This window comes from Psychrilyobacter piezotolerans, from assembly GCF_003391055.1.
Classification (GTDB): domain Bacteria; phylum Fusobacteriota; class Fusobacteriia; order Fusobacteriales; family Fusobacteriaceae; genus Psychrilyobacter; species Psychrilyobacter piezotolerans.
This window is the reverse complement of record NZ_QUAJ01000003.1, coordinates 29,870-55,691: the sequence shown is the minus strand read 5'-3', so window position 1 is coordinate 55,691 and position 25,822 is coordinate 29,870. Positions and strand designations below refer to the sequence as shown.

Below are 25,822 nucleotides of genomic sequence, written 5' to 3'. Positions count from 1 at the left end.
ATTAAAATTTTCTTGCCAATTTTCTGACTTTCTCTAGATTGTTTTCAAAATTTTGTTTTGTTTTTTCTGGTGATTTATCTACATTTTCAAGGATGAAACTTTTAAAGTTTTTTATCCCTATAAATCTAAATATATACTTTATATATCTCATATCAAATGCAATCAGGGAAAGCGGGAATGGATATCCCCCTCCTCTGGATCCTAAATAGACAGTTTTTTTACCCTTTGCAAGACCAATAGGAATTCCTAATTTACTATATTTAAAAGTAATTCCTTTTACAGTGATGAGATCTATATAGGCTTTTAAAATCGCTGGGATTGAAAGGTTCCACATGGGAGAACTTATTATATATTTATCGTATTCCATAAATTTATTCGCCGTTTCCATCATCAGTCCCTTTCCTTCAAATGAATCACACAGGATCTCATAATCTACATATTGGCATCCCTCATCATGGAGATTTAATTCTGTCACTTCATCCTTTGGATTATTTTTTTTATATTCTTCTATAAATGCTTCAGCAATTCTATGGGAAGCTGATTCATCCTTTGGTTTTGGGCTTGCTTTTATATACAATACTTTCATTCGATCTTCCCCTCATTATTTTTTTATTGATTTACTAATTTTTATAATTTTATTATCCTATGCCCTATCTTAATTCTTTTTAACAAGATATAAAAAATATATTTGTTATGGTTACATTATTAAGAATAACACAAAGTTCTTAAATTTCATAATAAAAACTTTTAAAAAAAAAAGAACTCCCCCTAAGGAAAGTCCTTTGAAATTATGTTATTTTATTTTTTATTACTTAGTTCCGAATATTCTGTCTCCACAATCTCCTAATCCCGGATAGATATATGAATTTTCATCTAATCCCTGATCCATTTTTCCTACAAAGATATCTACATCAGGATGCTTTTCGATTACCTTGGCAATCCCTTCAGGAGCTGCTATGATACACATAAATGAGATATCTTTTACACCTGCTTCCTTAAGGTAATCAATTGAATAGATTGCTGATCCACCAGTGGCAAGCATAGGATCCACTAATAAAACTTTCATCTCAGCTATATTTTCTGGTAATTTACAGTAGTAGTATACTGGTTGCAATGTTTCTTCATCTCTGTATACTCCTATATGCCCGATTTTAGCCGTTGGGATAAATGTCGTAACTCCTTCTACCATTCCTAATCCAGCTCTTAGAATAGGTACTACAGCTACTTTATCAGCTAAAATTTTAGCTGTTGTTTTCATTATAGGTGTTTCTACTTCTGTATCCTTTAATTTGAAGTCCTTTGTAGCTTCATAGGTCATCAATCCTGTTATTTCCGTTAAAGTTTCTCTGAATAATTTTGTTTCTGCATCTTTATTTCTAAGCAAAGTTAATTTATGTTGTACCAATGGGTGATTAATTTCTATTACTGACATTTTTTTCCTCCTGAGTTTTGTATACTTTATTTTTCCCTAAAAAAATAGGACTTTAAAAAAAGTCCTATCTTCATTATTTCTTAAGGTTGTATCTTTTGTTAAACTTATCTACTCTACCAGCAGCATCAACGAATTTCGCCTTACCTGTATAGAATGGATGACACTCAGAACAAACAGCTACATTTAAAGTTTCTTTTGTATATGTTGATCTAGTTTCAAATTTGTTTCCACATGAACACTCAACGTTAATTAAGTGATAATCAGGATGAATACCTTTTTTCATTCTAGTCACCTTCCTTTATAAAAAATTTTTTATTCACGAGAGTAATTATATCAGAAAAACCACAAAAATTCAAGTGTTTTTGTAAATTTAATTTACTTGACACAAATTTAAAGATTTAAACCATTTAACCCCCAATTATAGTCCAGATATTTTATTTTCTTATCCTCAGAAATACCTAAATATTCCCTAATATTTCCAAAATCCTCCTTATACCATTTAAAAATTTTAGACAGGTATACAATATCTCCCTCTCTATAGATTCCCTTATTTTTTTCCTCCATAAATTTTAACTTCTGTTCCAAAAGCTGCCTATCCAACTCCTCACCACGGTAACCACTCATTTTTAAATCCGGGCACGAGACCGACGCACATACTATGGCAAAATGGATAAGTTCATCTCCGGTCCTTCTCAAAATTTTATTTTCTATTTCCCCCAAAGAATATATCTTATCTCCCACCTCTATAATTTCTTTATTCCAAACCGATTTAAATACCGATCCTGCATCTTTGATCCCGTCTATAGGATAGTTATCCACTATCATCTTAACAGCTCCTATATTATAGGTATTTATCCAAAACGCTTTTAATTCATCTCCCTCTATTTTTTTAATTTCCACAACCCTAACCTCTTTTAATAATTTTTCAAACTTAAGATCCTGCTTTAATCCCCTATAATCTACCACTACTAAAGTTACGCCGTCTTTTTCTCCAGCCGATGCATATTTTTGCAGGAGTTCATCCCAGGTATCCAAATAATCTGCCATAGTCAGACTTGTCACAATAAAAAATAAAATCAGTATTTTTTTCATCTTTCCACCTCCAAATTTTTACTCTTGTTTTTTCTATCAATATTTCAATTTTCCTTTTTAATAATTTTTTTGCCACCAATGAACACCAATTATCACTGATAGAAAGATTTTTTTTTGATTTTTAAATATAATGGTATAATAATTATAACCGATATTTTTGGATAATGCGAAAATTCAGTTATAAATAAATTAAAATAAGAAAGACCAAAAAAACCTTTAGAATTAAAATAGGAGAGAAGAATGGCAAAAAATAAATATTATGCATATGTAATTGAAAATATAAATGAAACCGGTATATTGACATCTTGGCCAGAATGCCAAAATAAAGTCAAAGGAAAAAAAGCCAGATATAAGGGGTTTGTAACCAAGTTAGAAGCAGAAAAGTGGTTAGGTGCAGGGGGAAACTACGAAAAAAAACTGGATAAGTTTTATGCCTGTTTTTATACCCATTCAAATACCGGGGTGATCACCAAGGATTGGGACGAATGTAAAACCCTTACCCGTGGCGGAAATGTCCGTTATAAGTCATTTAAAAGTCGTAAGGAAGCTGAAAACTGGATAGCAAATGGAGGAATCTACGAAACCAAAGAGATGCTCCAGGAGAAATTACCCTCAGGAATATATTTTGATGCCGGAACCGGTCGCGGCATAGGTACCGAAGTCAGAGTAACTGATAAATACGGGAATTCCATCCTCCATCATTTTGTCCCCCGGGAAAAGATCAATCAATTTGATAATTATCTCACCAAGCCAGGAAGTACTAATAACTTCGGTGAACTTTTGGGATGTTATATTGCACTGAATATAGCTCTAAAAGAGGGGAAAAAAAATATATATGGAGACAGTAAGTTAATCATAGAATATTGGTCAAAAGGACGGATAAAAGCAGAAAATTTAAGTACCGATACTGTTGAACTGGCTAAAAAAGTAGCAAAACTCCGGAAAGAGTTTGAAAAATCAGGAGGAAATATTGCCCATGTATCGGGAGATATCAATCCTTCAGATCTAGGATTTCATAGGTAGGTGATTATAATCAGAGAATTTACATTATTTGGTATAGAACACTTTTTTTATATCTTCGGTTACGGCGGCTTAGCTGTTTTAGCTTTTTATCTGCCTAAAATATTTAAATTTAATATCGATAAATTTGCAAAATTTTCAGGATATTTTATCCTGACAGAAAAAATTATCGAGTTAATTTACAGGTATATGGTTTTTAATGAGCCATTTACCAATCTTTTACCATTTAATATGTGCAACTACACCCTGGTTTTAGCAGCTCTTATGATGATACTTAGATCAAACAAAATCTTTAATCTTGTCTATTTTTGGAGTATAGGAGCCATCTTAGCTATTCTCACCCCGGATATTAGAGTCGCTTTTCCAAATTACTCAAATATTAGTTTTTTTACGACACATTACTATATCTATTTTGCTGTTTTTTATTGTTTAAAATACTTTAAATTCACCATTACTTTTGATGCTTTAAAAAAATCATATATATATATAAACGGAATAATGCTGGTGCTGTTTCCACTTAATTTTTTATTGAATACAAACTATATGTTTTTAAAGAGAAAACCTCTAAGAAGTCCCATGGATTTCTTAGGTCCCTGGCCGTATTATATAATCTCTTTAGAGGTGGTGATGATAGTTTTATTCACCCTAATGTATCTGCCATTCAGAAAAAAAAACTGAAAACAATATAGTTTTCAGTTTTTTTCTTCTCTCCCATCAAATTCTATCGGTACAGAAAAATCTTTAAATCTTATAAGTCTCCAGACATACATAATATTTTCTCAAAATATCCCGTCTATTTTTATAGAGATCATGGTATAGGAGCATTTGATAAAAAATACTGGTTTCATCTACCTTGAAATTATTTTTTTTCTCCTCCTTCAAATTAACTATATTAAATATTCTGTCGGATCTGTAGAGTGATTTTATCTCATTTTCAACAATCTTCCTTGTGGTTGCATCGTTACTAACCTTATTCAGGTAATAATCATGCCCCCTGATCTCAAAGGAGATCTCCTTTGGAAAAACTCTGCTGAACAAAGAATGAACCCTGATCACATGAAAGGGGGACGTAACCACAATTATTTTTTCTATCCCGGACAATATATTCATTTTTTTTAAAAGGAGCTTTGAAAAAACAATATTTCCCAATGTATCCAAGGAGTCCTCTTCCAAAATAATAAGTTTTTCATCAGCTTTATAATTTTTTTTTAACTTTTCCAGCATCTCTCCGGCCTCGGTCTTTAAAACGCCCATTCCTCCTCCAGAAAGCAAGACCCTGGCTTCAGGAAATTTTTCCACCAACTTCCCTAAGACCTCTACCCTTTTATCTAAAAATCCCAGTGTATTACTGCATCCCAAACCAATAATCAGATCAGGGTCTTTTATTTTTTTTATTTCCCTATTGTTTTTTAAATATTCTATATAGTAATCAACTATCCTTTCCCTTAGTTTCCCCAGCATATTTAGGAGTTTTTCGGGAATAGGTGATCCCAGTTTTTTTATCTCCCTTGCCCACCTGATCTCATTAAATATCTCCCTGAACTGTTCATCCAAGATCCCTTCCCGCAATTGGTAAAAAAACATGTCATAGTCATATATTTTATATAGATTTGTTATCTTATCTATCCTACACCGATAATCTACCATGACAGCCTCCTATATATCCAGCCGGTATCCTATTCCCAATGTTAACCTGGAGAATTCTACCCTACCATCATACCGTCCTTGAAGTTCATTCCTATTATACTGGTAACTGAGATCAATTATCATATTTTTATACTCGACTCCTCCTCCCAGGGAATAATAAAACCCTGTTTCTGCTGTTAAACCAGCTCTGTCTAAGTCTGATCTAGTATAGGGTATAGATACTCCTAAGTTTAATTTTATATATGGTTTATATACCCCCTCTTCATTGAACCTGTATTTTACAGTTGCATAAACAGGTATATTATCAATTATCTTATAGTTTGTTCCATCTATCCTTACTTCACTGGCCCTTTGATAGCCCGTTCCTAAACCAGTTATCAGATTTGGAATGGGTTCGTGAACCAATTCCACAACAAATTCATAGCCGATTCCCTCTGGTTCACTATCTGTCTTAAAATCCGTTGTATGAACCTCTTTATATCTCCCTCCTAAATTTACCCCCATTCTAAATTCCAGCTTATCTGTGTTTTCTGCCAGACTCACAATAGAACATATAAAAAACATCAGTATATATAATATTTTCATAATATCTCCCCACTTTTTATTTTATTTAAAATATCCTCAGATTCCAGAATAAATACCTTTCTATCTAACTTATTCTAAAGTCACTCTAATTTTCCTTTAAACAAAAAAACTAAAAAAAAATTTGACTTTTTATTTTTTTTGGTGTACTACTGTAATAAGATAGATAGTTGATAGTTTCAAAAAGTTAATTTAATTTTGGTTAATGTCGGTCATTAAGATTATCATTATTAGAAGTTAAAGTTTTTTGTTAAAATGTATCTTGAAAATAGCAAGGGTAATAGAATAAGTAGTAAGTTGTAGTGTAGTAAGTAGATTATGATAAACCAACTAGTTGTAGATAAAAAGAAAGGAAAAATTTACAAATAACAGATAACTATTGAGAGTTATTCGTTATAGTTTCGAGGTTTAAAAATAGCCCCTTTTAGAAAATGGTTATTGATTTAAAATATAAAATAACAACCAACTAATTGTAATATTGTGAGCTGGTTATTATTTTATTAAGTAGAAATTTATTAGAAATTAGATAGTTAGAAGTATTAGAGTAAAAAAGTTCGAAATGAAAAAATTATTGTATTTCTATTAGTATATTTAATGTATTTTTTAAACTATCTATCTATGAAAAAAGGAACTCCTCAGAGTTCCTTTTTCATTTATTTAACCTTTAGCTATTAATTCTTCAATAAATGAAATTACTTCTTCTGCTTTTACTTCGAAAGCTTCATTAGTTTTTCTAATCTTAACTTCTACTAATCCATCCTTAGCTCCTCTTCCAACTATTAATTTAATAGGGAATCCGATTAAGTCTGCATCTTTAAATTTAAATCCTGGTCTTTCTTTTCTGTCATCGATTACAGTATCGATATTTTTATCATTTAATTCAGCATATAATTTTTCTGCTAATCCTAATTGATCTGCATCTTTTATATTTGCAGGAATTACATCTACTAAGTAAGGAGCTATTGACATAGGCCAGATAATTCCATTCTCATCGTTATTTTGTTCTATTGCAGCTGCCATAGTTCTAGAAACTCCGATACCATAACATCCCATAGTCATTATATTTGTCTTTCCATTTTCATCTAAATATGTAGCTCCCATACTTTCAGAATATTTCTTTCCAAGTTTGAACACGTGACCGGCTTCTATCCCTCTGGCACTTTCTAATTCTCCCTCATTACATCTAGGACATCCTTCTCCAGCTCTTACGCTTCTAACATCTCCTACAATATGAGCTGTATAGTCTCTGCCATAGTTTACGTTCACATAGTGTGTATCCACTTTATTTCCACCAGCAGTGTGGTTTATCATCTTAGTTACACTCTCATCAGCAACAAGTATGATATCACCTAATTCAACATTGTATGGTCCCATATAACCTTTTATTAAGTTATGAGCAACTAAATCTGCATCACTTAACATAACCAGATCAGTTTCATCTACTAAATTTTTAAGTTTAACTTCGTTTATCTCGTAGTCCCCTCTCTGTAAAACCATGTATACCTTTAATGATAAAGTATCCATATAAGTGATAGCTTTTACAGTTTTAGAAGCAGGAATTCCAAAGTATTCGCAAACGTCGTCTATCTTAGCAACATTAGGAGTATCTTTTAATTCTACTTCTGCTAATTCCTCTTTAGTTTCTACTATCTCTTCTTTAACAACACTCTCTGCTTTCTCAAGGTTAGCTGCGTACCCGCAAGTATTGCAGTAGATTATTTCGTCCTCACCAGATTCAGCTAATACATGAAATTCTTGTGATCCGCTTCCTCCGATAGCTCCTGAATCTGCTTCTACAGATCTGAATTTAAGTCCGCATCTTTCAAAAACTCTAGTATAAGCAGCCTTCATATTTTCAAATTCTTCATCTAAAGATTCATCGTTTGCGTGAAATGAGTAAGCATCCTTCATTAAGAACTCTCTTCCTCTCATAAGTCCGAATCTGGGTCTTCTTTCGTCTCTAAATTTAGTCTGGATTTGGTAAAGGCTAAGGGGTAAAGATTTGTATGATGATATATCATTCCTGATTATATCTGTGATTACCTCTTCATGAGTAGGACCTAATATAAAGTCTCTGTCATGTCTGTCTTTAAGCCTCATCATTTCTGGTCCCATTGCATCCCATCTTCCAGTTTCTTTCCATAATTCTGCTGGTTGTAATACCGGCATAAACAATTCTTGAGAACCTGCTCTATCCATCTCTTCTCTAGTTATTTTTTCCACTTTTTTTAATGCTTTATACCCCAAAGGAAGGTATGTATACACTCCACTTGCTAATTTTTTTATCATTCCTGATCTTAACATCAATTGATGACTGATTACCTCAGCATCTTTTGGTGTTTCTTTCAATGTTTTTGCGTACATCTTACTGAATCTCATATGATCTAATCCTCCTAATATTTTGATGAAAGACTACCCTTCATCAATAATTTTAAATTAATAAATTATTTTATCTTGTAATTTTTCTTATCTATCATTATATCAAGTTTGTTTTGGTTTATCAAAGCTTTTATTGATATAAAATAATTTTGTGAAAAAAATCATTTCATAGTCTATGATATTTTATTCAAATTCTTTATATGTTTTTAAAAGAATTCCATCTTTTAAATGGGGTTCTAAAAGCCTCAACCAATTTATACTCTGCTGTTCAAACAACTTCTGAGACATAAGACGCATATCTTCATCCATCTTCAGGTCTTCTGCTATATCCTCATATTTTTCAGGGTTACTTCCATATACCAGGCTGAGACTCCTATATCCCCTCTGGTCATCCAAACTGTGTTCATCCATCAAATCTTCAGAAGAATACTCTTCTACCTCCATCCCCTCCATAAAGAAAAGTTCAGCTGCTGAGATAGCCCGTTCTTCTCCATCTTCCGATGTCAAGATAAGCATAATTATTCCAAAATCATCTACAGCATCTTCCTCTTTCCCCAGGACAGGTATGTTTAAAAGATCTACCAGAGCATGACCTAATTCGTGATAGAAAGTGTGTTCTATTGAATCCTTTGCATAGATTTCCCATTCTTTCTCATATTCATCTTTAAACCTTTCCCTCACTTCCATTACAAAATCATAAGTTATGACTATCTCACGATTTTCAGAATTATAGTGTACAGAATCTCCATCTCCTACCACTACCAGAAGCTCTTCTTCTATTTTTATCTCTTTATTTACAGTGTCTACTAAATTTTCAATCACTCTGTTTTTTATCATCCATTCCCTTACTTCTTTTTCTTTCTTCTCAGTTGGAGGAGAATACCTTAACTGAACTTCTCCAAAAACAACCATAATATTTAACATGAATAACACCAATACTTTTTTCATTTTTCCTCCCAGGTCATTGTTTTTAGTGGTTAAGCCTTATCTTTTTTTAAAATGCTGATTCAGATATATATTTAACCTATGTGTATTTTCATATATAATCTCCATACTTTTCAGCTCTATAGCTCCCACAACTCCGGTGTTATAACTCCCGCAGTCTATAGATATTTTTTGGTCATCCACAAAATGGATCTTTCCGTCCAGGTTGGGAGTATGTCCGTAAACTATAATTTTATCGGTTTTTAAAAGGGGATGATCTATAAAATCTCCCCTTATCCATGTCATCTCATAGGAAGTCTGCTCCTCAATGGTTTTTTGGGGGTTTATTCCTGCATGAACCACAAAATATTTCCCCAGGTCAACTGCCATAGGCATATTTTTTATATATTTTAAGTGTTTACTCAAAATTTCATATTTTTTCTTGTAGGAATCGACAGTCTGTCTCCCCCCATTTCTATACCAGGCGAATAATTCCCCGTCTTCAATGGCGTTGACCATGAGATCTTCGTGGTTGCCAAAAGTATGAATTATATTTAATCCGCCGTCTATGAGTTTCTCTATCGTTTCATACATCTCAAAGCTGGAAGGCCCACGGTCACAGGAATCACCGTTTATAATCAACAGATCTTTTGCCGTCAGTTTAATCTTATTCAATAATTTTAAAAACAGATCATGGTATCCATGGATATCACTTATAACCCATATTCTGTCATAATCTTCCATCTTTAACTTAACTATATTCATAACTTCACTCCTATTTAATCTCATCCACTTTGAATTTTTCCACTATATCCATCCTCAATGTGTTTTCCCGTATCTCACCCCTGTATTTTTTTAGATATTCTATGGAGATATCCCTGACTAACTTTATTGTTTTTACGTCGTGAACTATGTCTACAAATTTTAGATCCGACATCCCGCTCTGGCGTGTTCCGAATATCTCCCCCGGCTTACGGAGTTTTAGATCTTCCTCGGCTATTAAAAAACCATCTGTAGTTGACTCCATAACTTTTAATCTGGATTTAGAGATATCATTATCTGTCTTGGCTATTAAAAAACAATAGGATTTATGCTCTCCCCTTCCTACCCTTCCACGAAGCTGGTGCAGTCCTGCCAGCCCGAATCTGTTGGCATTGGTTATCATCATAATGGTAGCATTGGGGACGTTCACTCCTACCTCTATAACTGTAGTGGATACCAATATCTGCAACTTATTTTTCTTAAACTTAGACATGGTTTCTTCTTTTTCTGGATTTTTTATCCTCCCATGGAGGAGGCCTATCTCAAATTCAGGAAATCTCCTAACCATCTCTTCATAAAGTTCTGTAGCAGAGGTTACAGCCATTTTTTCACTCTCCTCAATAAGGGGAGCTACGATATATGCCTGCCTTCCCTTGACCAGTTGTTTTTCGATAAAGTCATAGGCTTTTTCCAGATCATTATCCGACTCTATCCACTTGGTCTTTATAGGAGTCCTCCCTGGAGGCAGCTCATCTATGATGGACACATCCAAATCCCCATAGATGCTGAGAGCCAGGGATCTGGGGATAGGTGTAGCACTCATAACCAATAGATTAGATATTTCCCCCTTATCTCTCAGTTTTTTTCGCTGTTCCACTCCAAACCTATGCTGTTCATCTACCACAATTAATCCTAATTTATGAAATTCCACATGATCTTCTATAAGGGCATGGGTTCCCACCACTATATCGATGACTCCCTCCCTTATCTCAGATAGGAGTTTTTCTCGTTTTTTTCCCTTTATACTTCCGGTTAGGATCTCCACCCTCACTCCTAATTCAGCCAAATCATCTGCCACCGACAGATAATGCTGGACAGCCAGGATCTCTGTAGGAGCCATGATTACCCCCTGATAGGAATTTTCCACAAGGTATAGGAGCATTAAAACAGCTACAATGGTTTTTCCCGACCCTACATCCCCCTGGATCAGCCTGTTTACAATCTTCCCCCCTGCCAGATCTTTATATATCTCTGTAATTACTTTTTTTTGTGCCCTGGTCAGCTCAAACCCCAGGCTGTTCAGATATTTTTTCACCATATGCCTGTCATCATTTAACTTATATTTAGAGGTGTTATCGGCATCCAATTGGAACCTTTTAGACAGGATTCCTAATTCCAAGATTAGGAGTTCCTCCACAGCCATCCTGTTTTTCGCTTCCTCTATCTCCCTCAGGTTTTTTGGCAGATGAATTTTCAGGATTGCCTCCTTCCTCCCCATCAATTTATATTCTTGAAGTATCTCACAGGGTATATTCTCCTCTATATATGGAATATACTTTTTTATTGTATCCCTTATTATTTTCCGCAGCCCATTTTGAGATAAATTTCTATTGCTGCTGTAGACAGGTTTTATCTCCTCACTTAATTTACCGCTGTATTTCCTGTATTCCGGTCCCACAATCTGAAAGTTATATCCCCTCTTTACATTCCCGATAAATACATATTCCTCTCCTATCTGCAGACTCTTCTTAAGATACGGCATCTGAAACCACACCAGATCCAGCATCCCTGTCCCGTCGGTAATACGAGCTGCAGTCATGGTTTTACGGGTTTTAGTTTTCCTGTTTTCTATTGAGACGATCCTTCCGATGACCACCACATATTCTTCCGATCTGATCTCACCTATTTTTTTTATATTGGATCTGTCCTCATAGGTCCGGGGGAAGAAATATATCAGATCCATGATGGTGTTTATTCCCAGATTTTTTAGGGCAGCTATGGTTTTTTCTCCTACACCCTTAATATCCAGATTTTCTATTTTATTGTATAAGTTTTTGTAATTCATGAGTTCCTCCATTCATTCTTTGCTTGTCCAAAGAACGGAATCAAGAAAAGACACCCGTAAAAAAATTATTATTCCATATCTAATTATTTATAAAAAATCGAAACTCACTTCGTTCAGACAATCGAATATTTTTATAAAATAATTACAATACTTCATTTAACATAATTTTTTTAATGGGGCTAATTTCTTTTTTTCTTTTTTAAAAGCTAAGATTTTTTTATCGTGGTTCAAATTATCTAACATTTCTTTTATATTCCACTTTCTAAATGTTTTCCAACTTCTCAGTAGAATTTAACTAAGTCGTCGTGCAAATTAGGTTCCGCAGTGTAACGAGGACGGTAGCTGTAAAAAGACTAAAATAACCTCTGTCTTACTCAAATAAACATTTTTTAGAAAGTGTGAGCTTTTCTTTGGTTCGTTTCGATTTATGATTATTGATTTTTTTCATACTCAAAGAAAAAAATTAAATATGACTCATCAAAAGTAAATGAACCCGTATTAAAGATGGAATCTTTAGAACTTTTTTTAATCTTATAACAAAAATAACCTAATATTTACTACTTTGGGTTCCTTTACGAAGTTCACATTTAAAATTAAGTTTTAAGTACACTTAATTTTTATAATCATGAAAAATACCATAAGAAGAAGAGTTAGATTTTGAGTCTAAAGAGTCCCTCTTTAATACGGGTCTGTTTCTTGTCTTGACACAAGAAATAGACGAAAGAAAGTCAAGAAGTTTCTAATTGTCTTAGCTAAGTAATACACAATCGTCATTGTAGAAACACTACTGCCGAAGCAGAACGACTATAAACTTCGATAAAATGCTAACTATTGTTACATTGGTTTCTCCCTGGTAGGAAGCAACATAAGAAGATGAGGGTCTAGGAAGAGGGTCTCTTTAAATCTCCTTCCCATCTCTATAGTTAACTTCCCCCTCTACTTCCCCGTTATGAAAATAATAAATCCACAGACCATCCATCTTACCGTTTAGGTAGCTTCCCTTTCTCTTTACCTTTCCGTTATAAAAATAATATGTCCACTCCCCGTCGGACTTCCCATTTTTAGAATAACCCCTGCTCTCTATATTAGAGTCATCATAGTATAAAACGGCTTCCCCTGTGTAGGGCATATCTCCGTTGTGGGTATAGATAAGACCTTTTCTAAACTCTATTTTTTCCGCTGACCCCTTATCGCTGCATCCAAATAAAGTTATAACTGCCAGTAATATTGTTATAATTTTTTTCATCTCTCTTCTCCGCCTTTTTTAGTTATGAATTTTACCTTTAAAAATTTAGATTTTTTTATTCTTCTCCTAGTATACCACAAAGTTTTTTTGTTGACATTCCCCCTTAAAAAGGTTATTATTTATTCAAAATAATCTATAAAGGAGGTAACTGTTGTGTCAAAGGGATTTACTTGGTGGTGGAAAAATTTATCTAATAATTTTAATACTGTTTCATCTAAGTAGACTGACATCTAATCAATAGTTATATCTTTTTTATCCTTTAATTCATATTTTAATATAGAATAGAGGAAAATTATATATACTTGACCAGTCATCTCGGCTGGTCTTTTTTATTATAGGAGGGAACCATGAAAAAAATAATATCAGGAATACAGCCAAGCGGGATCTTACATATAGGAAACTATTTTGGTGCAATACAACAATTCATCAAATTCCAGGAAGAAAACGACTGTCTGTTCTTCGTAGCAGATTACCATGCTCTTACATCTTCTACAGATGCAGATGCACTGCGTAAAAACACCAGGGATGTAGTTTTAGACTACTTGGCATTAGGAGTAGACCCTGCAAAGGCCAGTATCTTTATCCAGTCCCATGTACCGGAACATACAGAGCTTATGTGGATTTTATCAAATCTTACTCCTATGGCTCTTTTAGAGAGAGGTCATTCATTTAAGGATAAGAGTGCTCGTGGAATCTCTTCCAACACAGGGTTATTTACATACCCGGTATTGATGGCGGCAGATATCTTAATGTACGATGTAGATATGGTTCCAGTTGGAAAAGATCAAAAACAGCATCTGGAGATGACCCGGGACATAGCTACAAAATTCAATGAAAAATACACTGAAATTTTCAAACTGCCTGAACCTATGATCGTAGAAAGTACAGCTGTGGTCCCCGGGGTAGACGGGGCGAAGATGTCTAAATCGTATGGTAATACCATCGATATGTTTGCATCTAAGAAGATATTAAAGAAACAGGTAATGAGTATTGTAACAGATTCTACACCACTGGAAGACCCGAAAGATCCGGATAACAATGTAACTACCCTGTATAAATTATTTGCTACTCCTGAAAAGTTAGAGGAGATGAAAGAAAAATTCAGAGCCGGTAACTACGGATATGGTCATGCTAAAAAAGAACTTTTAGAAGCTGTCCTGGAGCACTTTGCAGAAGCAAGAACCAGACGTGAAGAATTAGTGGCTAACCCTGAATATGTAGATAAAATTTTGGCTGAGGGTGCAAAAAAGGCTCAGGCAATAGCTAAGGCTAAGATGGTAGAAGTTAAAAAGGCGGTAGGACTGATATAAATAATCAATGATTTATTTATTCCCAACTAGTCTATAAACTAAAAGAGAGAAGACCCATATGGGTCTTCTCTCTCTTTTTATATTATCTACTTTCCCCCTCCCTACGAGGTCTACATTTAAAATTAAGTATAATAAAAACTTAATTTTAATATTCGTAGAACCTGACATAAGAAGGAAGGGGTCTATACTGTTACTTTTTTACCTTCTTTATTGTATACCTTATCTTTTACTGCTAAGAATACTACTCCTATACCTACTGCTAAGGCAATTCCTGTATATTTAGACATCATTACCGGTAATCCAAATCCAATTGGTGCCATCATGATGAATGCAATACATACAGATGTCATGAATACTGCCGGGATAAATGTAATCCAGAAATTTTTCTTTTCCCTTACAAAGTAAGCTGTAGAAGTCCATAATACGATAGTTGCTATCAACTGGTTAGTGAACCCGAAATATCTCCATACAATGTTGAAGTCTACCTTTGAAAGGAAGAATCCAATGACAAATAACGGTATAGCTACTAATAATCTATTTTTCATAGAGTGCTGTTCAAAGTTAAGTGCATCTGCTATTGTAAGTCTGGCACTTCTGAATGCCGTATCTCCAGATGTGATAGGTGCTGCTACTACTCCAAATACTGCCAATGCTCCTCCAACTTTTCCTAATAACGAGTTAGATATTACATTTACAATTGTTGCTGCATTCCCGTCAAATCCTGCTAATCCTTTTACTCCTCCAAAGAATGCCATTGCTGCTGCTGCCCATACTAATGCTACTACACCCTCTGCAATCATAGAACCATAAAATACATTCTTACCCTGTTTTTCATTAGTTAAACATCTTGCCATAAGCGGTGATTGAGTTGAATGGAATCCTGATATTGCTCCACATGCTATTGTGATAAATAACATTGGGAATATAGGAGTTTTCATAGGTGATGCCTGCATATTTGTTATATTCCCAAATAATTCCGGGATCTCAAATCCTCCTACAAATAACATAATTCCTACACCAGCTGCCATGAATAACAGTGCTGCTCCAAACAATGGATAGATCTTAGCTATTATCTTATCTACCGGTACCAATGTTGCTATTAAATAATAAGCGAATATGATATAGATCAATACCTGTACATTTAATCCTGTTAATCCATGTAAGATAGTTGCAGGCCCTGCTACAAATACCACTCCTACTAATACCAATAGTACTACAGATATAACTCTCATTGCCATTCTATAAGGTTGTCCTAAATATTTTCCAACTAATTCCGGTACAGATTTACCGTCATTTCTAAGGGATAACATTCCTGACATATAATCATGTACTCCCCCTGCAAATATTGATCCAATTACAATCCATATAAATGCTACCGGACCGAATAAAGCTCCTGCAATTGCTCCAAATATTGGTCCTAATCCTGCAATGTTTAAAAATTGAATCATAAATATTTTCCAGCCTGGTAATGGTATAAAGTCTACCCCATCCTCTAATTTAATTGCCGGTGTTTCCGCTTTTGGATCTACTCCAAATACCTTCTCAACAAACTTTCCATAAAAAAGATGCCCTAAAACCAATAAAACTATCGATAATAAAAAAGTAATCATATCGTCCTCCTAAATAAATTTAATATATTTGATATATTTTGATATGATCATTATACATCTATTAAAGATTCAAGGTGTAGTTTGGAGATAAAATACAAAATTCTAAACATTAAATACAAATACTCGTCATGAAATACATTTTAAAGTTCCGAGTTTTATCAAGTCACCCAGTTTTATTTCAGAACGTTTGGTTTGTTTTTCTACTTTATATTCAATAAAGTTCTAAATTCTTTTATCTTATTCCGGCTCACAGGAACTTCTATCTCCAAGTCTTCTATCTTTAGATTATACGTACTGTTGAACCAGGGTATTATTTCTTTTATCTTATTTATATTCACTATATACGATCTGTGGGTCCTAAAAAATATATCTGGAAGTTCTCCCTCCAGATCAGATATCTTCTGCTTGGAAAAATATATTTCCCCCCTGGCATATACCTTGGTTTCCCTTTCACAGGCTTCAAAAATATAAACTTGATCCAGGGATAAAACATACATCTTTTCCCCCTTCCAAAGGGTTAATCGGCTTATATTTTTGCCTTCTTTAGGTTTTTCTGCTATATTTTTTTCTATTAAACTGTCTAAAGTTTTTATTATCCTCTCCTCAGAATATGGTTTTAATATATAGTCAAAAGCCTTTATACTGAAAGCATCCACTGCATATTCACCGTATGCAGTAATAAATATAATCTGTGGTTTAGTTTCAAATTTTGAGATCAACTTGGCTAAGACCATCCCATTCATGTTCGGCATATTTATATCTAAAAATATTACATCTACACTATTTTGTTCAAAAAAACTAAGAGCAGACATAGAATCCTCAAACTCCCCTACAATTTCTAACTCTTCATATTTTTCTATAAAATACCGAAGCTCCATCCTTGCCGGATATTCATCATCTATTATTATACACTTCATTATTCCTCCCTGATATCAAAAGTTATCCTCGTTCCCTCCTCTAATCTTTCTATTTTCAGCCCTTTTCCATAGATCAGTTTTATCCTCCGATGCACATTATACAGCCCTATCTTGCTGCTTTCAATGCTGTCACTGTATATTTTATCTATAACTTCCTGATCTATACTCCTACCATTATTTTCTATGACCACACGTATTTTTTTATTATCTACCCTGTATATTTTGAGATAGATCTCTTTTCCCCCTGTTCCATTTAACAGCCCATGCTGTATTGCATTTTCTACCAGGGGCTGGATTGTCAGACTTGGTATCTTTATCAGCTTAACATCTTCATCTATCTCATAGTGCATATTTATTTTATCATGAAATCTCGCTTTTTCTATATTCACATAGGCTTTGACCTGCTCCAATTCCATCTCTATATCCACCGGTTTATTTCCATTGTCTAAATTATATCTGAGATAACTTGCCAGATCAATAATTGTACTTCTGGCCTGAATAGGATTTATTCTCACAAAGGAGGTTATTGTATTCAGTGCATTGAATAAAAAATGAGGATTGATCTGGGTCTGTAATGCCCTTATCTCTGCATCTCTGGCCATCTCTTCCAATTTTTTTATCCGGCTTATCTCCAGCTGGGTAGATATAAGTTCAGATAATCCAAGTACCAGGTTTTTATTTCTCTCAGATATATAGGAATTTTCCGAAAAATAAACTTTTAATGCTCCGGTTACTTCGGTTCCTGATTTGAGAGGCACTATTATAAATGAAATAATATCGTCAGAGATACAGTCTAACCTTATCTCTTCCTCATCCTCCTTGTTAACCACCCTGAACTTACCTGTTCTGAGTACTTCCTTTGTGACATTTCCTTTGATTTTTCTATGCATTATTTTATAGTTTTCATCCTGGCCGCAGTATGAAATTATATTCTCCATATCGGTAAATACCACTATTTTGGCTCCTAAAGATTCCAATATAGTCCTGCATACATTTTTTAATGAATTTTCATTTACTTCCCTGAAGTACGGGAGTGTTTTATTGGCTATCTCCAAAACTAACCTGGCCTCTTCTCCTGCTACCCTGTCTTCCTCCAGCATCATATTTTCTGTTATTAATAGTACTATGGATACTCCCAGAGCATTTACTAAAACCATGGGAAAATAGATAGTTTCCACTATATTTAAAGCCAGATAAAATGGTTTTGACATGACTAATATCAGCCCCATACTGATATTTTCAATAATAATCCCACCTATAAATCCCAATATATATTTATTTTTTACATTGAGTTTATTTAAGTATCCCAGTCCCCAGCCCCCTAAAAAAGTGGCTATACCACAGGGAATTGCTGTTATCCCATGGGGATCTATCATAATCCTGTGGATTCCTGCAGTTAATCCCGTGATAAGTCCGATCATAGGACCCCCTATAATTGCTGCTACAACTACACTGATATTTCTAGTATTGGCTATGGCACCATTATAGTCTGTCCCCATATAGGTCCCCCCTATAGCCAGCACAGAAAATATCAGAGATAATAATACCATATCCAGTTTTTTATACCTTTCTTTCTTGATTAACCGCTTAAATCCCCTGGCTCTCGACAGGAAAAATGCTATGGTTATAATATAACCTAAACTATTTATTAAATTTCCAACAAGCCCGAACATAGCTCCTCCTTTATATTAATATATTTATATAAGTTTATTTTACACTATTAGTAAAGGTGTTGCAAAAAGTTTATAAATTAAGAGGTTAATGGCTATAAACTTCGAAATTCAAAATCGAAATACATTTAAATTTTCTTTTAGTTATAAGAAAATTTAATACTCGTATATCAGTCAGACTTTAGTAATTAGTAACCTCTGATGTCAGACATACACAGAATATAAATAAAATTTCAGGTGTTATTATATTTTTATTGACAATTCTTTACTTATCAAGTAAACTTTAGGTGTGAAAAAATATTAGCTTAATAATTGGAGGTAATCTATGAATACAATAAAAAATAAAGATTTAGAACAAAAAATAATGAATTTATATTTAAGACACCAAAAACAAAGTGAGTCCATGGAATGGAATTTCTACGAATATATGCCCTGGGATAAAGGACAGTCTTTTTCTACCCTGCCCTATGATAAGTCGCAAAATACCCTCCCTCGTGAGTTGATCACAGCAATAGAAACTTCTATGCTGACAGAATTAAACCTTCCCTGGTATACTACTTTTTTAAACAATATGTTTACAGGCAGTTTGGAGCCGCTGCAAAACTTTGTACGTACATGGGTAAGTGAGGAAGATCAGCATGCTTCAGCTTTGGAAACTTATTTAATTTTGACTAGAAATGCTGATCCTAAGGATCTTACAGTGGTAAAAAAAGAGATTCTTACCACTGGCTGGGACTCTGTCTTATCAGAACCCCTTTCATCCATGGTCTACACCTCATTACAGGAGCTGGGAACAGTGGTGTTCTATAGAAATATAGCGAAATATGCAGAAAAATACGACTCTGGGCTCAGTGATCTGCTCCTTCGAATCGCCAAAGATGAATCCTCTCACTACGCATTCTATAATCAAGTAGTCGATGCACACCTGGAATTAAATCCTGATTTAATAGTCCACGTCTGGCCTGTAATTAAAAACTTCAAAATGCCTGGAGGATCTTTGAGTGATTTTGATGACAGGATGAAAATCATTCAAAAAGCCGGATATGGCCCGGATGAATATGTCAATCAGGTTTTAGAAGTTCTTATTAAAAGGTGGAAAATTGCTAAATTGGAGCCTGCTACCCCTGAAGGGAAGGAAGCCCAGATAAATATTTTAAAATATTTAGAAAAAATCAAAAGAATCAATGCGAGATTAAAAAAGTAACGTGAAATAGAAAAAGCCATCTGAATTTTAGATGGCTTTTTCTATTTCCTTACCTTCAGTATCTTTACTGTCTTTGTATTTTTCTTTGCTAAACTCAGGTTTTTTTCATAATTTATCTTACTGAGGAGGATAAATATTGCATCTATCACAGTCAGCTGGGTTATTGTAGACGAAATTGCCGTCAGTCTAAAATTAACATTCTCAGCCACAGTTTTAATGGCTATGTCCGCCAGCTTACTCAGTGGATTTTCCACTACCTTAGTCAGGGTAATTATCTTTGCCCCATTTTTTTTGGCTATCTCCACAGATTTGATTATCTCATATGTCTGTCCGCTGTGGGATATGGCAAAAACCAAATCATTGGGAGTGGTATTATTCATACTGGTCAGCTGTATATGGGTATCGTCTAGATAACTGGCACTTAGATCTATCTCCAATAATTTATACATGAAATTCTTGGCCACCAAACCTGAAAATCCTGCTCCTAAAATATAGATATTCCTGGCTTTACATATGGCATCTACGGTGTTTTCCATATCCAAAACATCTATAATAGAAGTGGTATTTTTTATAGCTTCAATATTTTGATAGGCTACTTTTTTTATAACTTCTGAACTTGTATCGTCCACTGAAATCTGGTCATGTACTATCTTAGTTTTCTTTGATTTTTTCCTGATTATTGCCTCACTTAGAGCTATCTTAAATTCTGGAAACCCCTTATATCCCAGTTTTTTAGAAAACCTGATTATACTGGGCTGGCTTATTCCTATTAATTCTCCTAATTCCTTAGCTCTCATCCCCTTTATATTTTCTAAATTTTCCAAAATATATTGAGCTATCTTTTTCTCAGTTTTGGTAAATATCTCTTGCATTTCCCTTAATTTTGTTATACAATCCATTTTTATTCAACCCCTTTTGTAAATTATAAAACATATTTAAAATTTGTGCAAAATTTTATTTTATCTTTGAAATAAAATTACAAAAATCTTCTAAATATACTTTATCCTTTATATCTTTAAATATTTACAGGTGATATGTTATAATATTGGGGTAGTAATAATCAATTAATTTATAGGAGGGACAAATTATGGATAACGCTTTAGTAATCGTAAGAAATATGAGAAGAAAAAATAAAATCAAAAGAGAAGTGACTGATGTTGAGAAAAAAATAAGAGACAACAGGAAGAGAGTTGAGTTATTAGATAACTTATCATCATATATCAAAGATAATATGACTACATCTGAGATAAAGGATATCATTCAAAGTATGAAGAGTGATTATGAGGACAGAATCGATGATTTCATCATCAAAACTGCTGAATTTTCAAAGGAAAGAAGAGATCTTAATAAAAATATCAAGGAATTGATGCAGGCTAACCAGCTACAGGAAAATAAGTAAATAATAGTTATAAAAAAATGAAGGGAAACCTTCATTTTTTTATGGAAAGGTTTTTCTTTATTAGTTTTTCTAGTTTTCTGAAAACAAATGAAGTATTGTTTTTATGAATGAGGAGGCAAAACTCTTATCTGCGAACCGACAACATTCCAAAGCCATAAGCAATTAGTTTACAAAATAGAGAGTTTCATAGAGGTTTTAAATTCTACTAAAGATAATTTAGTTATGGTCGAAAACTTATGTGGCTTGAAAAATCATTAAAAAAAAGTAGAAGTTCTAATTAACAGAATAAATCTGTTAAATTTATCTGAGCATATTTTATAGTAAAATCTGGATTTATAACTCCATTCTAACAAAACAACATAGCATTTTTATATTTTAATTTTGGATTTTTTCAAATATACGTTATAATAGTATTTAGGTTATTTATAGCGAATTGTTAAAACAGGAGAAGATATATGAATATTATTGAATTTAAAGATGTAGCAAAATCACATTTAACTCAAAAGTTATATGAAAATGTTAATTTAGAGATCAACAAGGGAGACAAGATTGCTATTGTTGGTAATAATGGAAGTGGAAAATCAACTTTATTAAAATTAATAAATGAAGATGAATATCCAACTTATGGAGATATAGTAATTGAAGAGGAAGCACAAATTGCTTACTTTGATCAATTTGGAGAAACAAGTTTAGATAAATCGGTAAAAGAGTTATTAGATTCACCATTTGAGCATATAATAAAAGCTCAGGTTCACTTGGAAGAAGTTTCGACTCAGTTTACTGGTGAAGCAGACAATGATGAAAAAGTAATGGAAGAATTTCAAAAAGCTTCAGACCTTTTTGAAAGTTTAGGAGCATACGACTATATTCATTTACAATCTGAATTTATAGATGTATTTGAATTAGATAGTAAGTTAGATAGAGAATTTAAAGATTTAAGTGGTGGAGAAAAGCAATATGTAAGACTTGCAATAGCTTTATTCAAAGAATCTAACCTTGTAATATTAGATGAACCATTATCATATTTTGATAAAAAGAAAACTGCTTGGTTAGCTAACTTTATTTCTAAAAGTTCTAAAGCATTTTTAGTAGTTTCTCATAGTATTGATTTTATTAGATTATTTTCTAATAAATTCTTTGATGTAGATAATTTTAAAGTAACTACATATGAAGGGGATTATAGAACCTACCAAAAGGACAAAAAGATACAACTAAAGGAAGAGAAGAAAGAAAATAGAGAAAAAGAATTTGAAATAGAAAAAACCCGTGAAAGAATTAAGAAAAAAGAAATATTAGTACAAGGAGTCGGAAATAATCGTTCTCATGCTGTAATCTTAAGAAGGATGGAAAGAGAATTAGAAAGATTAGAAAAAGGGAAAAATGTACATTCTAAAGAATCTGAATATACTTATAATTCTAGCCCTGAAGAATATCTTACAATTAATAAAGATATTGGGGATGTAATAGCTTCAGTTAATAATGTTTCTAAGGAGTTCCCTGAAAAAACATTATATAAAGATGTTAACTTTGATATATTAAAGAACAGTAAAATATGTATTGTAGGAGAAAATGGCGCTGGAAAATCAACTTTATTAAAGATGATTTTAGGAGAAGAAGTACCTACTACAGGAACTATTGATATAAACCCTAAGGCAAAATTCTCTTATATAGAGCAAGAAACTATCTTAGAAGATGAAAATATGAGGATTACAGAATATATTCAGGATAAAACTGGTCTAAACCAAGACTTTATTGAAGGAGCTATTGACTCTCTTTTCAATTACGAAGAAGAATTTAGAAGCAAAAAATTATATATGTTAAGTGGTGGAGAGAAAAAGAGATTAGAAATATTTACTAATATCTTAGCTGAAACTCACTTGCTTGTAATAGATGAACCTTCTACTTATATGGATCGTTACTCTAGGTCTACAATTGCAAATATGTTAAATGAATATCACGGTGCCGTTGTCTTAGTTACTCATGACAAAGAATTATTAAGAATGATTAATTTTGAAATGTTTGATATTAGAGATAGATTATTTAGAGAGAAAGAAAGAGGTTAAAAATTGAAATAAAAAAATGAAGGGAAACCTTCATTTTTTTATGGAAAAGAAGTTTTCTGGAAACAAATGATGAATTGTTTTGTTATTTAAATTTATTATTAGTATAGTGCTCATTCAAAAAAACTGCTTTATATGATATATTTAAAATAAAAAGGAGAAATTAATGAAACAAATACTTTATGGTACAAGAAATGATGCCAAGGTAAAACAGATGAAAGAGGCGTTAAATGGTATGGATATTGAAATCATTGGGTTAAACGATATTAAAAAAAAAATACCTGAAGTAATTGAAGATGGGAAAACTCCATTAGAAAACGCCAAGAAAAAAGCTGAAGCATATTTTCAAGAATTTAAAATTCCAGTTTTTTCTTGTGATACAGGACTCTATTTCGAAGGAATAAAGGATATAGATCAGCCTGGAGTTTATGTAAAAAGGGTTAAAGGAAGAGAACTTTCTGACGATGAAATGATAGAATATTATTCAAAAATTGCGAAAAAGAATGGTGGTGAAATTATTAGTTGTTATGAAAATGCTATCTGTCTAAAAATAGATGAAAATACTAGCTTTGAATATCAAGGACCGGAGATATCTGTTAATAAATTTATAATATCAGAAAAACCTTATGACAAAAAAATAAAAGGTTTTCCGCTAGATTCATTATCTAAAAATATTATGACTAACAAATACTATCTTGAAGAGAAGAAACCAGATGAGCAAGAAAATCGTATGAAAGAAGGAGTTAGAAATTTTTTTAAAGAAAGTTTTAAGCACACTATTTAAAATAGTGTGCTCAACTTGACATTCATTTCTTATTGTAGTATATCTGATACTATAATTTAATAAATTTTAGAACTATGGGGTGTAAAGAAAATGGAAACAATAATTAACTACTATAATAAGTATGATGAAGAACCAAGGCTCATGAGAACAAAAGCTAATACATTGGAATTTGAAACAACTAAATATCTTTTAAAAGATTATATTAAGGAAAGTGATACAATTTTAGAAACAGGTGCTGGTACCGGGAGATATTCTTTTTATTATGCTAATGAGGGAAACTGTGTTACTGCTACAGATCTGGTTCCTAGACATATAGAAATCATGAAAAATAAAGCTTTAGAAAAAAAAATGAATAATCTTACAATAGGATTAGCTAATGCAACTAATTTAGAGGAGTATGCAGATGAATCTTTTGATGTTGTTCTTTGTCTTGGCCCAATGTATCACCTGACAGCCATGGAAGATAGAGAAAATTGTATAAAAGAAAATTTAAGGGTTTTAAAGCCAGGAGGTATTTTAGCGGTAGCTTATATAAATAAACATTATATTCTTTCAAACCTTCTTTTTGAAGATAAAAAGTTTTTAAATAATTCTTTTATAGATAAGGTTCTAACAAAAGGATATTTAAGTGAAAATGATGGATTTAATTTTTGGACAGATTCATGTTATTTCACTCCTAGAGAAATTGAAGAATTCCTGGTGAAATTTAGCATAAATAAATTAGAAAACGCTGCTACAGATGGTTTAGGAAGGCTTCTTCCGGAAAAAGTGAATAATCTTACAGATCAAGAATTTGAGATATATAAAAACTATCATTTTAAAAGTTGTAGAGAAGAATCACTTGTTGGTTATAGTAATCATGCACTTTATATAGGAAGAAAAAGCCTATAAATACTTATTATCTTTTAATTATAATGAATCATATATAAATAAAAAAAGAAATTCTAATATCCAAGAGACAAAAGCACACTATTTAATGGTGTGTTTTTTATTTTGCAAAAACAAGATCTTTAAATTTTGCATAAAATTCAAAAAAGTTTAAGTAATGAAAAAAGAGGAATATTAACTCCTCTTTATCCGGTCTTTAACCTAAAGACCTGTTTTCTATCCTCAAGTATCACAATCTTTGGAGGAATTCGTACTACCTTTAAGATTATTTTTCTTTGTAATATCTTTTTTTCCGCCCTTCTTAAACAGTCTTAACCTCAAGACTTTTAAAAGAGGTCAGTTTCCACTTTTGATCTTTTCTAATACGCTCATAATTACCCCCCCTATATTTATTTATATTATTTCATAAAAGAGTCTGAATTTATGTGACTTTGTCACATTAGATTTAATTTATTAATTTTTTTAGGGCATCAATATCTTTTACAAGAACACTCTTTCTTTTTAATTCGACTATATTATTCAGCTGCATATTTTTTAAACTTCTTGAAATAACTCCCCTGGAAGGATATTAAAGAGAGTTATCTCCCTTCCGTTGTTGGCGATTAGATATACCCTGAGCTTTCCCTCTTTAACAAGCAGAAGACCAGGGCAGGAATCCACGTCAACTCCCTCCTTATTTCTTAATTTTTTTTGTTGTTTATTTTGTAAAAATTGAAGTTTTTCCTCGGGCTTTAATATTTCTAATAATTTTTTTTCAGTCATCGACCTATTCTCCTCTATTAATTGGCAGTCCAGTATTACTTATTACTTCCAATGTATTTTACACTATTT

General features: G+C 32.8%; 24 protein-coding genes. 8 read left to right on the top strand and 16 right to left on the bottom strand.

Features of this window, described 5'->3' with window-relative positions; translation table 11 throughout:
* Position 1 precedes the first annotated feature (1 nt).
* The 4 genes from DYH56_RS02530 to DYH56_RS02515 form a co-directional block, all read right to left on the bottom strand.
* Positions 2-586, bottom strand: coding sequence for an FMN-dependent NADH-azoreductase (locus tag DYH56_RS02530; RefSeq protein ID WP_114641286.1), 585 nt, complete (start codon positions 584-586; stop codon positions 2-4).
* 222 nt (positions 587-808) lie between these two features.
* A complete protein-coding gene (gene upp / locus DYH56_RS02525) occupies positions 809-1,432 on the bottom strand; it encodes a uracil phosphoribosyltransferase (RefSeq protein WP_114641285.1) in 624 nt (207 codons plus the stop codon).
* 73 nt (positions 1,433-1,505) lie between these two features.
* The gene (gene rpmE, locus DYH56_RS02520) at positions 1,506-1,715 is read right to left on the bottom strand and encodes a 50S ribosomal protein L31 (protein WP_028856419.1); all 210 of its coding nucleotides are present in this window, start codon (positions 1,713-1,715) and stop codon (positions 1,506-1,508) included.
* Positions 1,716-1,822: 107 nt separating this feature from the next.
* Positions 1,823-2,524: a DUF547 domain-containing protein gene (locus DYH56_RS02515; RefSeq protein ID WP_114641284.1), complete on the bottom strand. Its 702-nt coding sequence runs from the start codon at positions 2,522-2,524 to the stop codon at positions 1,823-1,825.
* Between the two features lie 240 nt (positions 2,525-2,764).
* Between DYH56_RS02515 and DYH56_RS02510 the strand changes: the two genes are divergently transcribed.
* The gene (locus DYH56_RS02510) at positions 2,765-3,547 is read left to right on the top strand and encodes a ribonuclease H family protein (protein ID WP_114641283.1); all 783 of its coding nucleotides are present in this window, start codon (positions 2,765-2,767) and stop codon (positions 3,545-3,547) included.
* On the top strand, positions 3,548-4,222 hold the full coding sequence (locus tag DYH56_RS02505) for a YwaF family protein (RefSeq protein ID WP_114641282.1): 675 nt from the start codon (positions 3,548-3,550) through the stop codon (positions 4,220-4,222).
* A gap of 63 nt (positions 4,223-4,285) precedes the next feature.
* Here DYH56_RS02505 and DYH56_RS02500 read toward each other — a convergent pair whose 3' ends face one another.
* The 7 genes from DYH56_RS02500 to DYH56_RS02470 all read right to left on the bottom strand — a co-directional run bounded on the left by DYH56_RS02500 (position 4,286) and on the right by DYH56_RS02470 (position 13,149).
* Positions 4,286-5,191, bottom strand: a complete 906-nt coding sequence (locus DYH56_RS02500; protein WP_114641281.1) for a YdcF family protein — start codon at positions 5,189-5,191, stop codon at positions 4,286-4,288.
* Between the two features lie 9 nt (positions 5,192-5,200).
* Positions 5,201-5,776, bottom strand: coding sequence for an outer membrane beta-barrel protein (locus tag DYH56_RS02495; RefSeq protein WP_114641280.1), 576 nt, complete (start codon positions 5,774-5,776; stop codon positions 5,201-5,203).
* Positions 5,777-6,430: 654 nt separating this feature from the next.
* Positions 6,431-8,152: a proline--tRNA ligase gene (locus DYH56_RS02490; RefSeq protein WP_114641279.1), complete on the bottom strand. Its 1,722-nt coding sequence runs from the start codon at positions 8,150-8,152 to the stop codon at positions 6,431-6,433.
* A 183-nt stretch (positions 8,153-8,335) separates the two neighbouring features.
* Positions 8,336-9,100, bottom strand: coding sequence for a DUF4344 domain-containing metallopeptidase (locus tag DYH56_RS02485; RefSeq protein ID WP_114641278.1), 765 nt, complete (start codon positions 9,098-9,100; stop codon positions 8,336-8,338).
* A gap of 36 nt (positions 9,101-9,136) precedes the next feature.
* On the bottom strand, positions 9,137-9,841 hold the full coding sequence (locus DYH56_RS02480; protein WP_158539020.1) for a metallophosphoesterase family protein: 705 nt from the start codon (positions 9,839-9,841) through the stop codon (positions 9,137-9,139).
* Positions 9,842-9,851: 10 nt separating this feature from the next.
* Positions 9,852-11,903: an ATP-dependent DNA helicase RecG gene (gene recG, locus DYH56_RS02475; RefSeq protein ID WP_233499981.1), complete on the bottom strand. Its 2,052-nt coding sequence runs from the start codon at positions 11,901-11,903 to the stop codon at positions 9,852-9,854.
* Between the two features lie 898 nt (positions 11,904-12,801).
* The gene (locus DYH56_RS02470) at positions 12,802-13,149 is read right to left on the bottom strand and encodes a toxin-antitoxin system YwqK family antitoxin (protein ID WP_114641275.1); all 348 of its coding nucleotides are present in this window, start codon (positions 13,147-13,149) and stop codon (positions 12,802-12,804) included.
* Positions 13,150-13,496: 347 nt separating this feature from the next.
* Here DYH56_RS02470 and trpS point away from each other — a divergent pair, with 347 nt between their 5' ends.
* The gene (gene trpS, locus DYH56_RS02465; RefSeq protein ID WP_114641274.1) at positions 13,497-14,459 is read left to right on the top strand and encodes a tryptophan--tRNA ligase; all 963 of its coding nucleotides are present in this window, start codon (positions 13,497-13,499) and stop codon (positions 14,457-14,459) included.
* Between the two features lie 182 nt (positions 14,460-14,641).
* On the opposite strand, the gene DYH56_RS02460 is transcribed toward trpS, so the two are convergent.
* The 3 genes from DYH56_RS02460 to DYH56_RS02450 all read right to left on the bottom strand — a co-directional run bounded on the left by DYH56_RS02460 (position 14,642) and on the right by DYH56_RS02450 (position 18,659).
* The gene (locus DYH56_RS02460) at positions 14,642-16,069 is read right to left on the bottom strand and encodes a carbon starvation CstA family protein (protein WP_114641273.1); all 1,428 of its coding nucleotides are present in this window, start codon (positions 16,067-16,069) and stop codon (positions 14,642-14,644) included.
* 200 nt (positions 16,070-16,269) lie between these two features.
* The gene (locus DYH56_RS02455; protein ID WP_114641272.1) at positions 16,270-16,986 is read right to left on the bottom strand and encodes a LytR/AlgR family response regulator transcription factor; all 717 of its coding nucleotides are present in this window, start codon (positions 16,984-16,986) and stop codon (positions 16,270-16,272) included.
* Entirely contained in the window at positions 16,986-18,659 is a 1,674-nt protein-coding gene (locus tag DYH56_RS02450) for a LytS/YhcK type 5TM receptor domain-containing protein (protein ID WP_114641271.1), read from the bottom strand. The genes DYH56_RS02455 and DYH56_RS02450 overlap by 1 nt, the downstream gene beginning before the upstream one ends.
* A gap of 322 nt (positions 18,660-18,981) precedes the next feature.
* On the opposite strand from DYH56_RS02450, the gene DYH56_RS02445 reads away from it, so the two are divergent.
* Positions 18,982-19,860 carry an acyl-ACP desaturase gene (locus DYH56_RS02445; protein WP_114641270.1) on the top strand — a complete coding sequence of 293 codons (879 nt, stop codon included), beginning with the start codon at positions 18,982-18,984 and terminating at the stop codon, positions 19,858-19,860.
* Between the two features lie 41 nt (positions 19,861-19,901).
* On the opposite strand, the gene DYH56_RS02440 is transcribed toward DYH56_RS02445, so the two are convergent.
* Positions 19,902-20,759, bottom strand: a complete 858-nt coding sequence (locus DYH56_RS02440; protein ID WP_114641269.1) for a MurR/RpiR family transcriptional regulator — start codon at positions 20,757-20,759, stop codon at positions 19,902-19,904.
* Between the two features lie 188 nt (positions 20,760-20,947).
* Here DYH56_RS02440 and DYH56_RS02435 point away from each other — a divergent pair, with 188 nt between their 5' ends.
* From DYH56_RS02435 to DYH56_RS02420, 4 genes are all read left to right on the top strand, one after another.
* On the top strand, positions 20,948-21,259 hold the full coding sequence (locus DYH56_RS02435; protein WP_114641268.1) for a DUF496 family protein: 312 nt from the start codon (positions 20,948-20,950) through the stop codon (positions 21,257-21,259).
* A gap of 455 nt (positions 21,260-21,714) precedes the next feature.
* Complete coding sequence (locus tag DYH56_RS02430; RefSeq protein ID WP_114641267.1) at positions 21,715-23,322, top strand: ATP-binding cassette domain-containing protein; 1,608 nt, start codon at positions 21,715-21,717, stop codon at positions 23,320-23,322.
* 163 nt (positions 23,323-23,485) lie between these two features.
* Complete coding sequence (locus DYH56_RS02425; protein ID WP_114641266.1) at positions 23,486-24,103, top strand: non-canonical purine NTP pyrophosphatase; 618 nt, start codon at positions 23,486-23,488, stop codon at positions 24,101-24,103.
* Between the two features lie 90 nt (positions 24,104-24,193).
* The gene (locus DYH56_RS02420; protein WP_114641265.1) at positions 24,194-24,994 is read left to right on the top strand and encodes a class I SAM-dependent methyltransferase; all 801 of its coding nucleotides are present in this window, start codon (positions 24,194-24,196) and stop codon (positions 24,992-24,994) included.
* 531 nt (positions 24,995-25,525) lie between these two features.
* Here the strand turns inward: DYH56_RS02420 and DYH56_RS02415 are convergent.
* On the bottom strand, positions 25,526-25,753 hold the full coding sequence (locus tag DYH56_RS02415) for a cyclic nucleotide-binding domain-containing protein (protein WP_114641264.1): 228 nt from the start codon (positions 25,751-25,753) through the stop codon (positions 25,526-25,528).
* Between the last annotated feature and the right edge of the window lie 69 nt (positions 25,754-25,822).

What these genes read in the sequence shown, in the direction of transcription:
- DYH56_RS02530 (WP_114641286.1), bottom strand. Translation starts at nt 586, where the DNA reads ATGAAAGTATTGTATATAAAAGCAAGCCCAAAACCAAAGGATGAATCA.
- upp (WP_114641285.1), bottom strand. Translation starts at nt 1,432, where the DNA reads ATGTCAGTAATAGAAATTAATCACCCATTGGTACAACATAAATTAACT.
- rpmE (WP_028856419.1), bottom strand. Translation starts at nt 1,715, where the DNA reads ATGAAAAAAGGTATTCATCCTGATTATCACTTAATTAACGTTGAGTGT.
- DYH56_RS02515 (WP_114641284.1), bottom strand. Translation starts at nt 2,524, where the DNA reads ATGAAAAAAATACTGATTTTATTTTTTATTGTGACAAGTCTGACTATG.
- DYH56_RS02510 (WP_114641283.1), top strand. Translation starts at nt 2,765, where the DNA reads ATGGCAAAAAATAAATATTATGCATATGTAATTGAAAATATAAATGAA.
- DYH56_RS02500 (WP_114641281.1), bottom strand. Translation starts at nt 5,191, where the DNA reads ATGGTAGATTATCGGTGTAGGATAGATAAGATAACAAATCTATATAAA.
- DYH56_RS02495 (WP_114641280.1), bottom strand. Translation starts at nt 5,776, where the DNA reads ATGAAAATATTATATATACTGATGTTTTTTATATGTTCTATTGTGAGT.
- DYH56_RS02490 (WP_114641279.1), bottom strand. Translation starts at nt 8,152, where the DNA reads ATGAGATTCAGTAAGATGTACGCAAAAACATTGAAAGAAACACCAAAA.
- DYH56_RS02485 (WP_114641278.1), bottom strand. Translation starts at nt 9,100, where the DNA reads ATGAAAAAAGTATTGGTGTTATTCATGTTAAATATTATGGTTGTTTTT.
- DYH56_RS02480 (WP_158539020.1), bottom strand. Translation starts at nt 9,841, where the DNA reads ATGAATATAGTTAAGTTAAAGATGGAAGATTATGACAGAATATGGGTT.
- recG (WP_233499981.1), bottom strand. Translation starts at nt 11,903, where the DNA reads ATGAATTACAAAAACTTATACAATAAAATAGAAAATCTGGATATTAAG.
- DYH56_RS02470 (WP_114641275.1), bottom strand. Translation starts at nt 13,149, where the DNA reads ATGAAAAAAATTATAACAATATTACTGGCAGTTATAACTTTATTTGGA.
- trpS (WP_114641274.1), top strand. Translation starts at nt 13,497, where the DNA reads ATGAAAAAAATAATATCAGGAATACAGCCAAGCGGGATCTTACATATA.
- DYH56_RS02460 (WP_114641273.1), bottom strand. Translation starts at nt 16,069, where the DNA reads ATGATTACTTTTTTATTATCGATAGTTTTATTGGTTTTAGGGCATCTT.
- DYH56_RS02455 (WP_114641272.1), bottom strand. Translation starts at nt 16,986, where the DNA reads ATGAAGTGTATAATAATAGATGATGAATATCCGGCAAGGATGGAGCTT.
- DYH56_RS02450 (WP_114641271.1), bottom strand. Translation starts at nt 18,659, where the DNA reads ATGTTCGGGCTTGTTGGAAATTTAATAAATAGTTTAGGTTATATTATA.
- DYH56_RS02445 (WP_114641270.1), top strand. Translation starts at nt 18,982, where the DNA reads ATGAATACAATAAAAAATAAAGATTTAGAACAAAAAATAATGAATTTA.
- DYH56_RS02440 (WP_114641269.1), bottom strand. Translation starts at nt 20,759, where the DNA reads ATGGATTGTATAACAAAATTAAGGGAAATGCAAGAGATATTTACCAAA.
- DYH56_RS02435 (WP_114641268.1), top strand. Translation starts at nt 20,948, where the DNA reads ATGGATAACGCTTTAGTAATCGTAAGAAATATGAGAAGAAAAAATAAA.
- DYH56_RS02430 (WP_114641267.1), top strand. Translation starts at nt 21,715, where the DNA reads ATGAATATTATTGAATTTAAAGATGTAGCAAAATCACATTTAACTCAA.
- DYH56_RS02425 (WP_114641266.1), top strand. Translation starts at nt 23,486, where the DNA reads ATGAAACAAATACTTTATGGTACAAGAAATGATGCCAAGGTAAAACAG.
- DYH56_RS02420 (WP_114641265.1), top strand. Translation starts at nt 24,194, where the DNA reads ATGGAAACAATAATTAACTACTATAATAAGTATGATGAAGAACCAAGG.
- DYH56_RS02415 (WP_114641264.1), bottom strand. Translation starts at nt 25,753, where the DNA reads ATGACTGAAAAAAAATTATTAGAAATATTAAAGCCCGAGGAAAAACTT.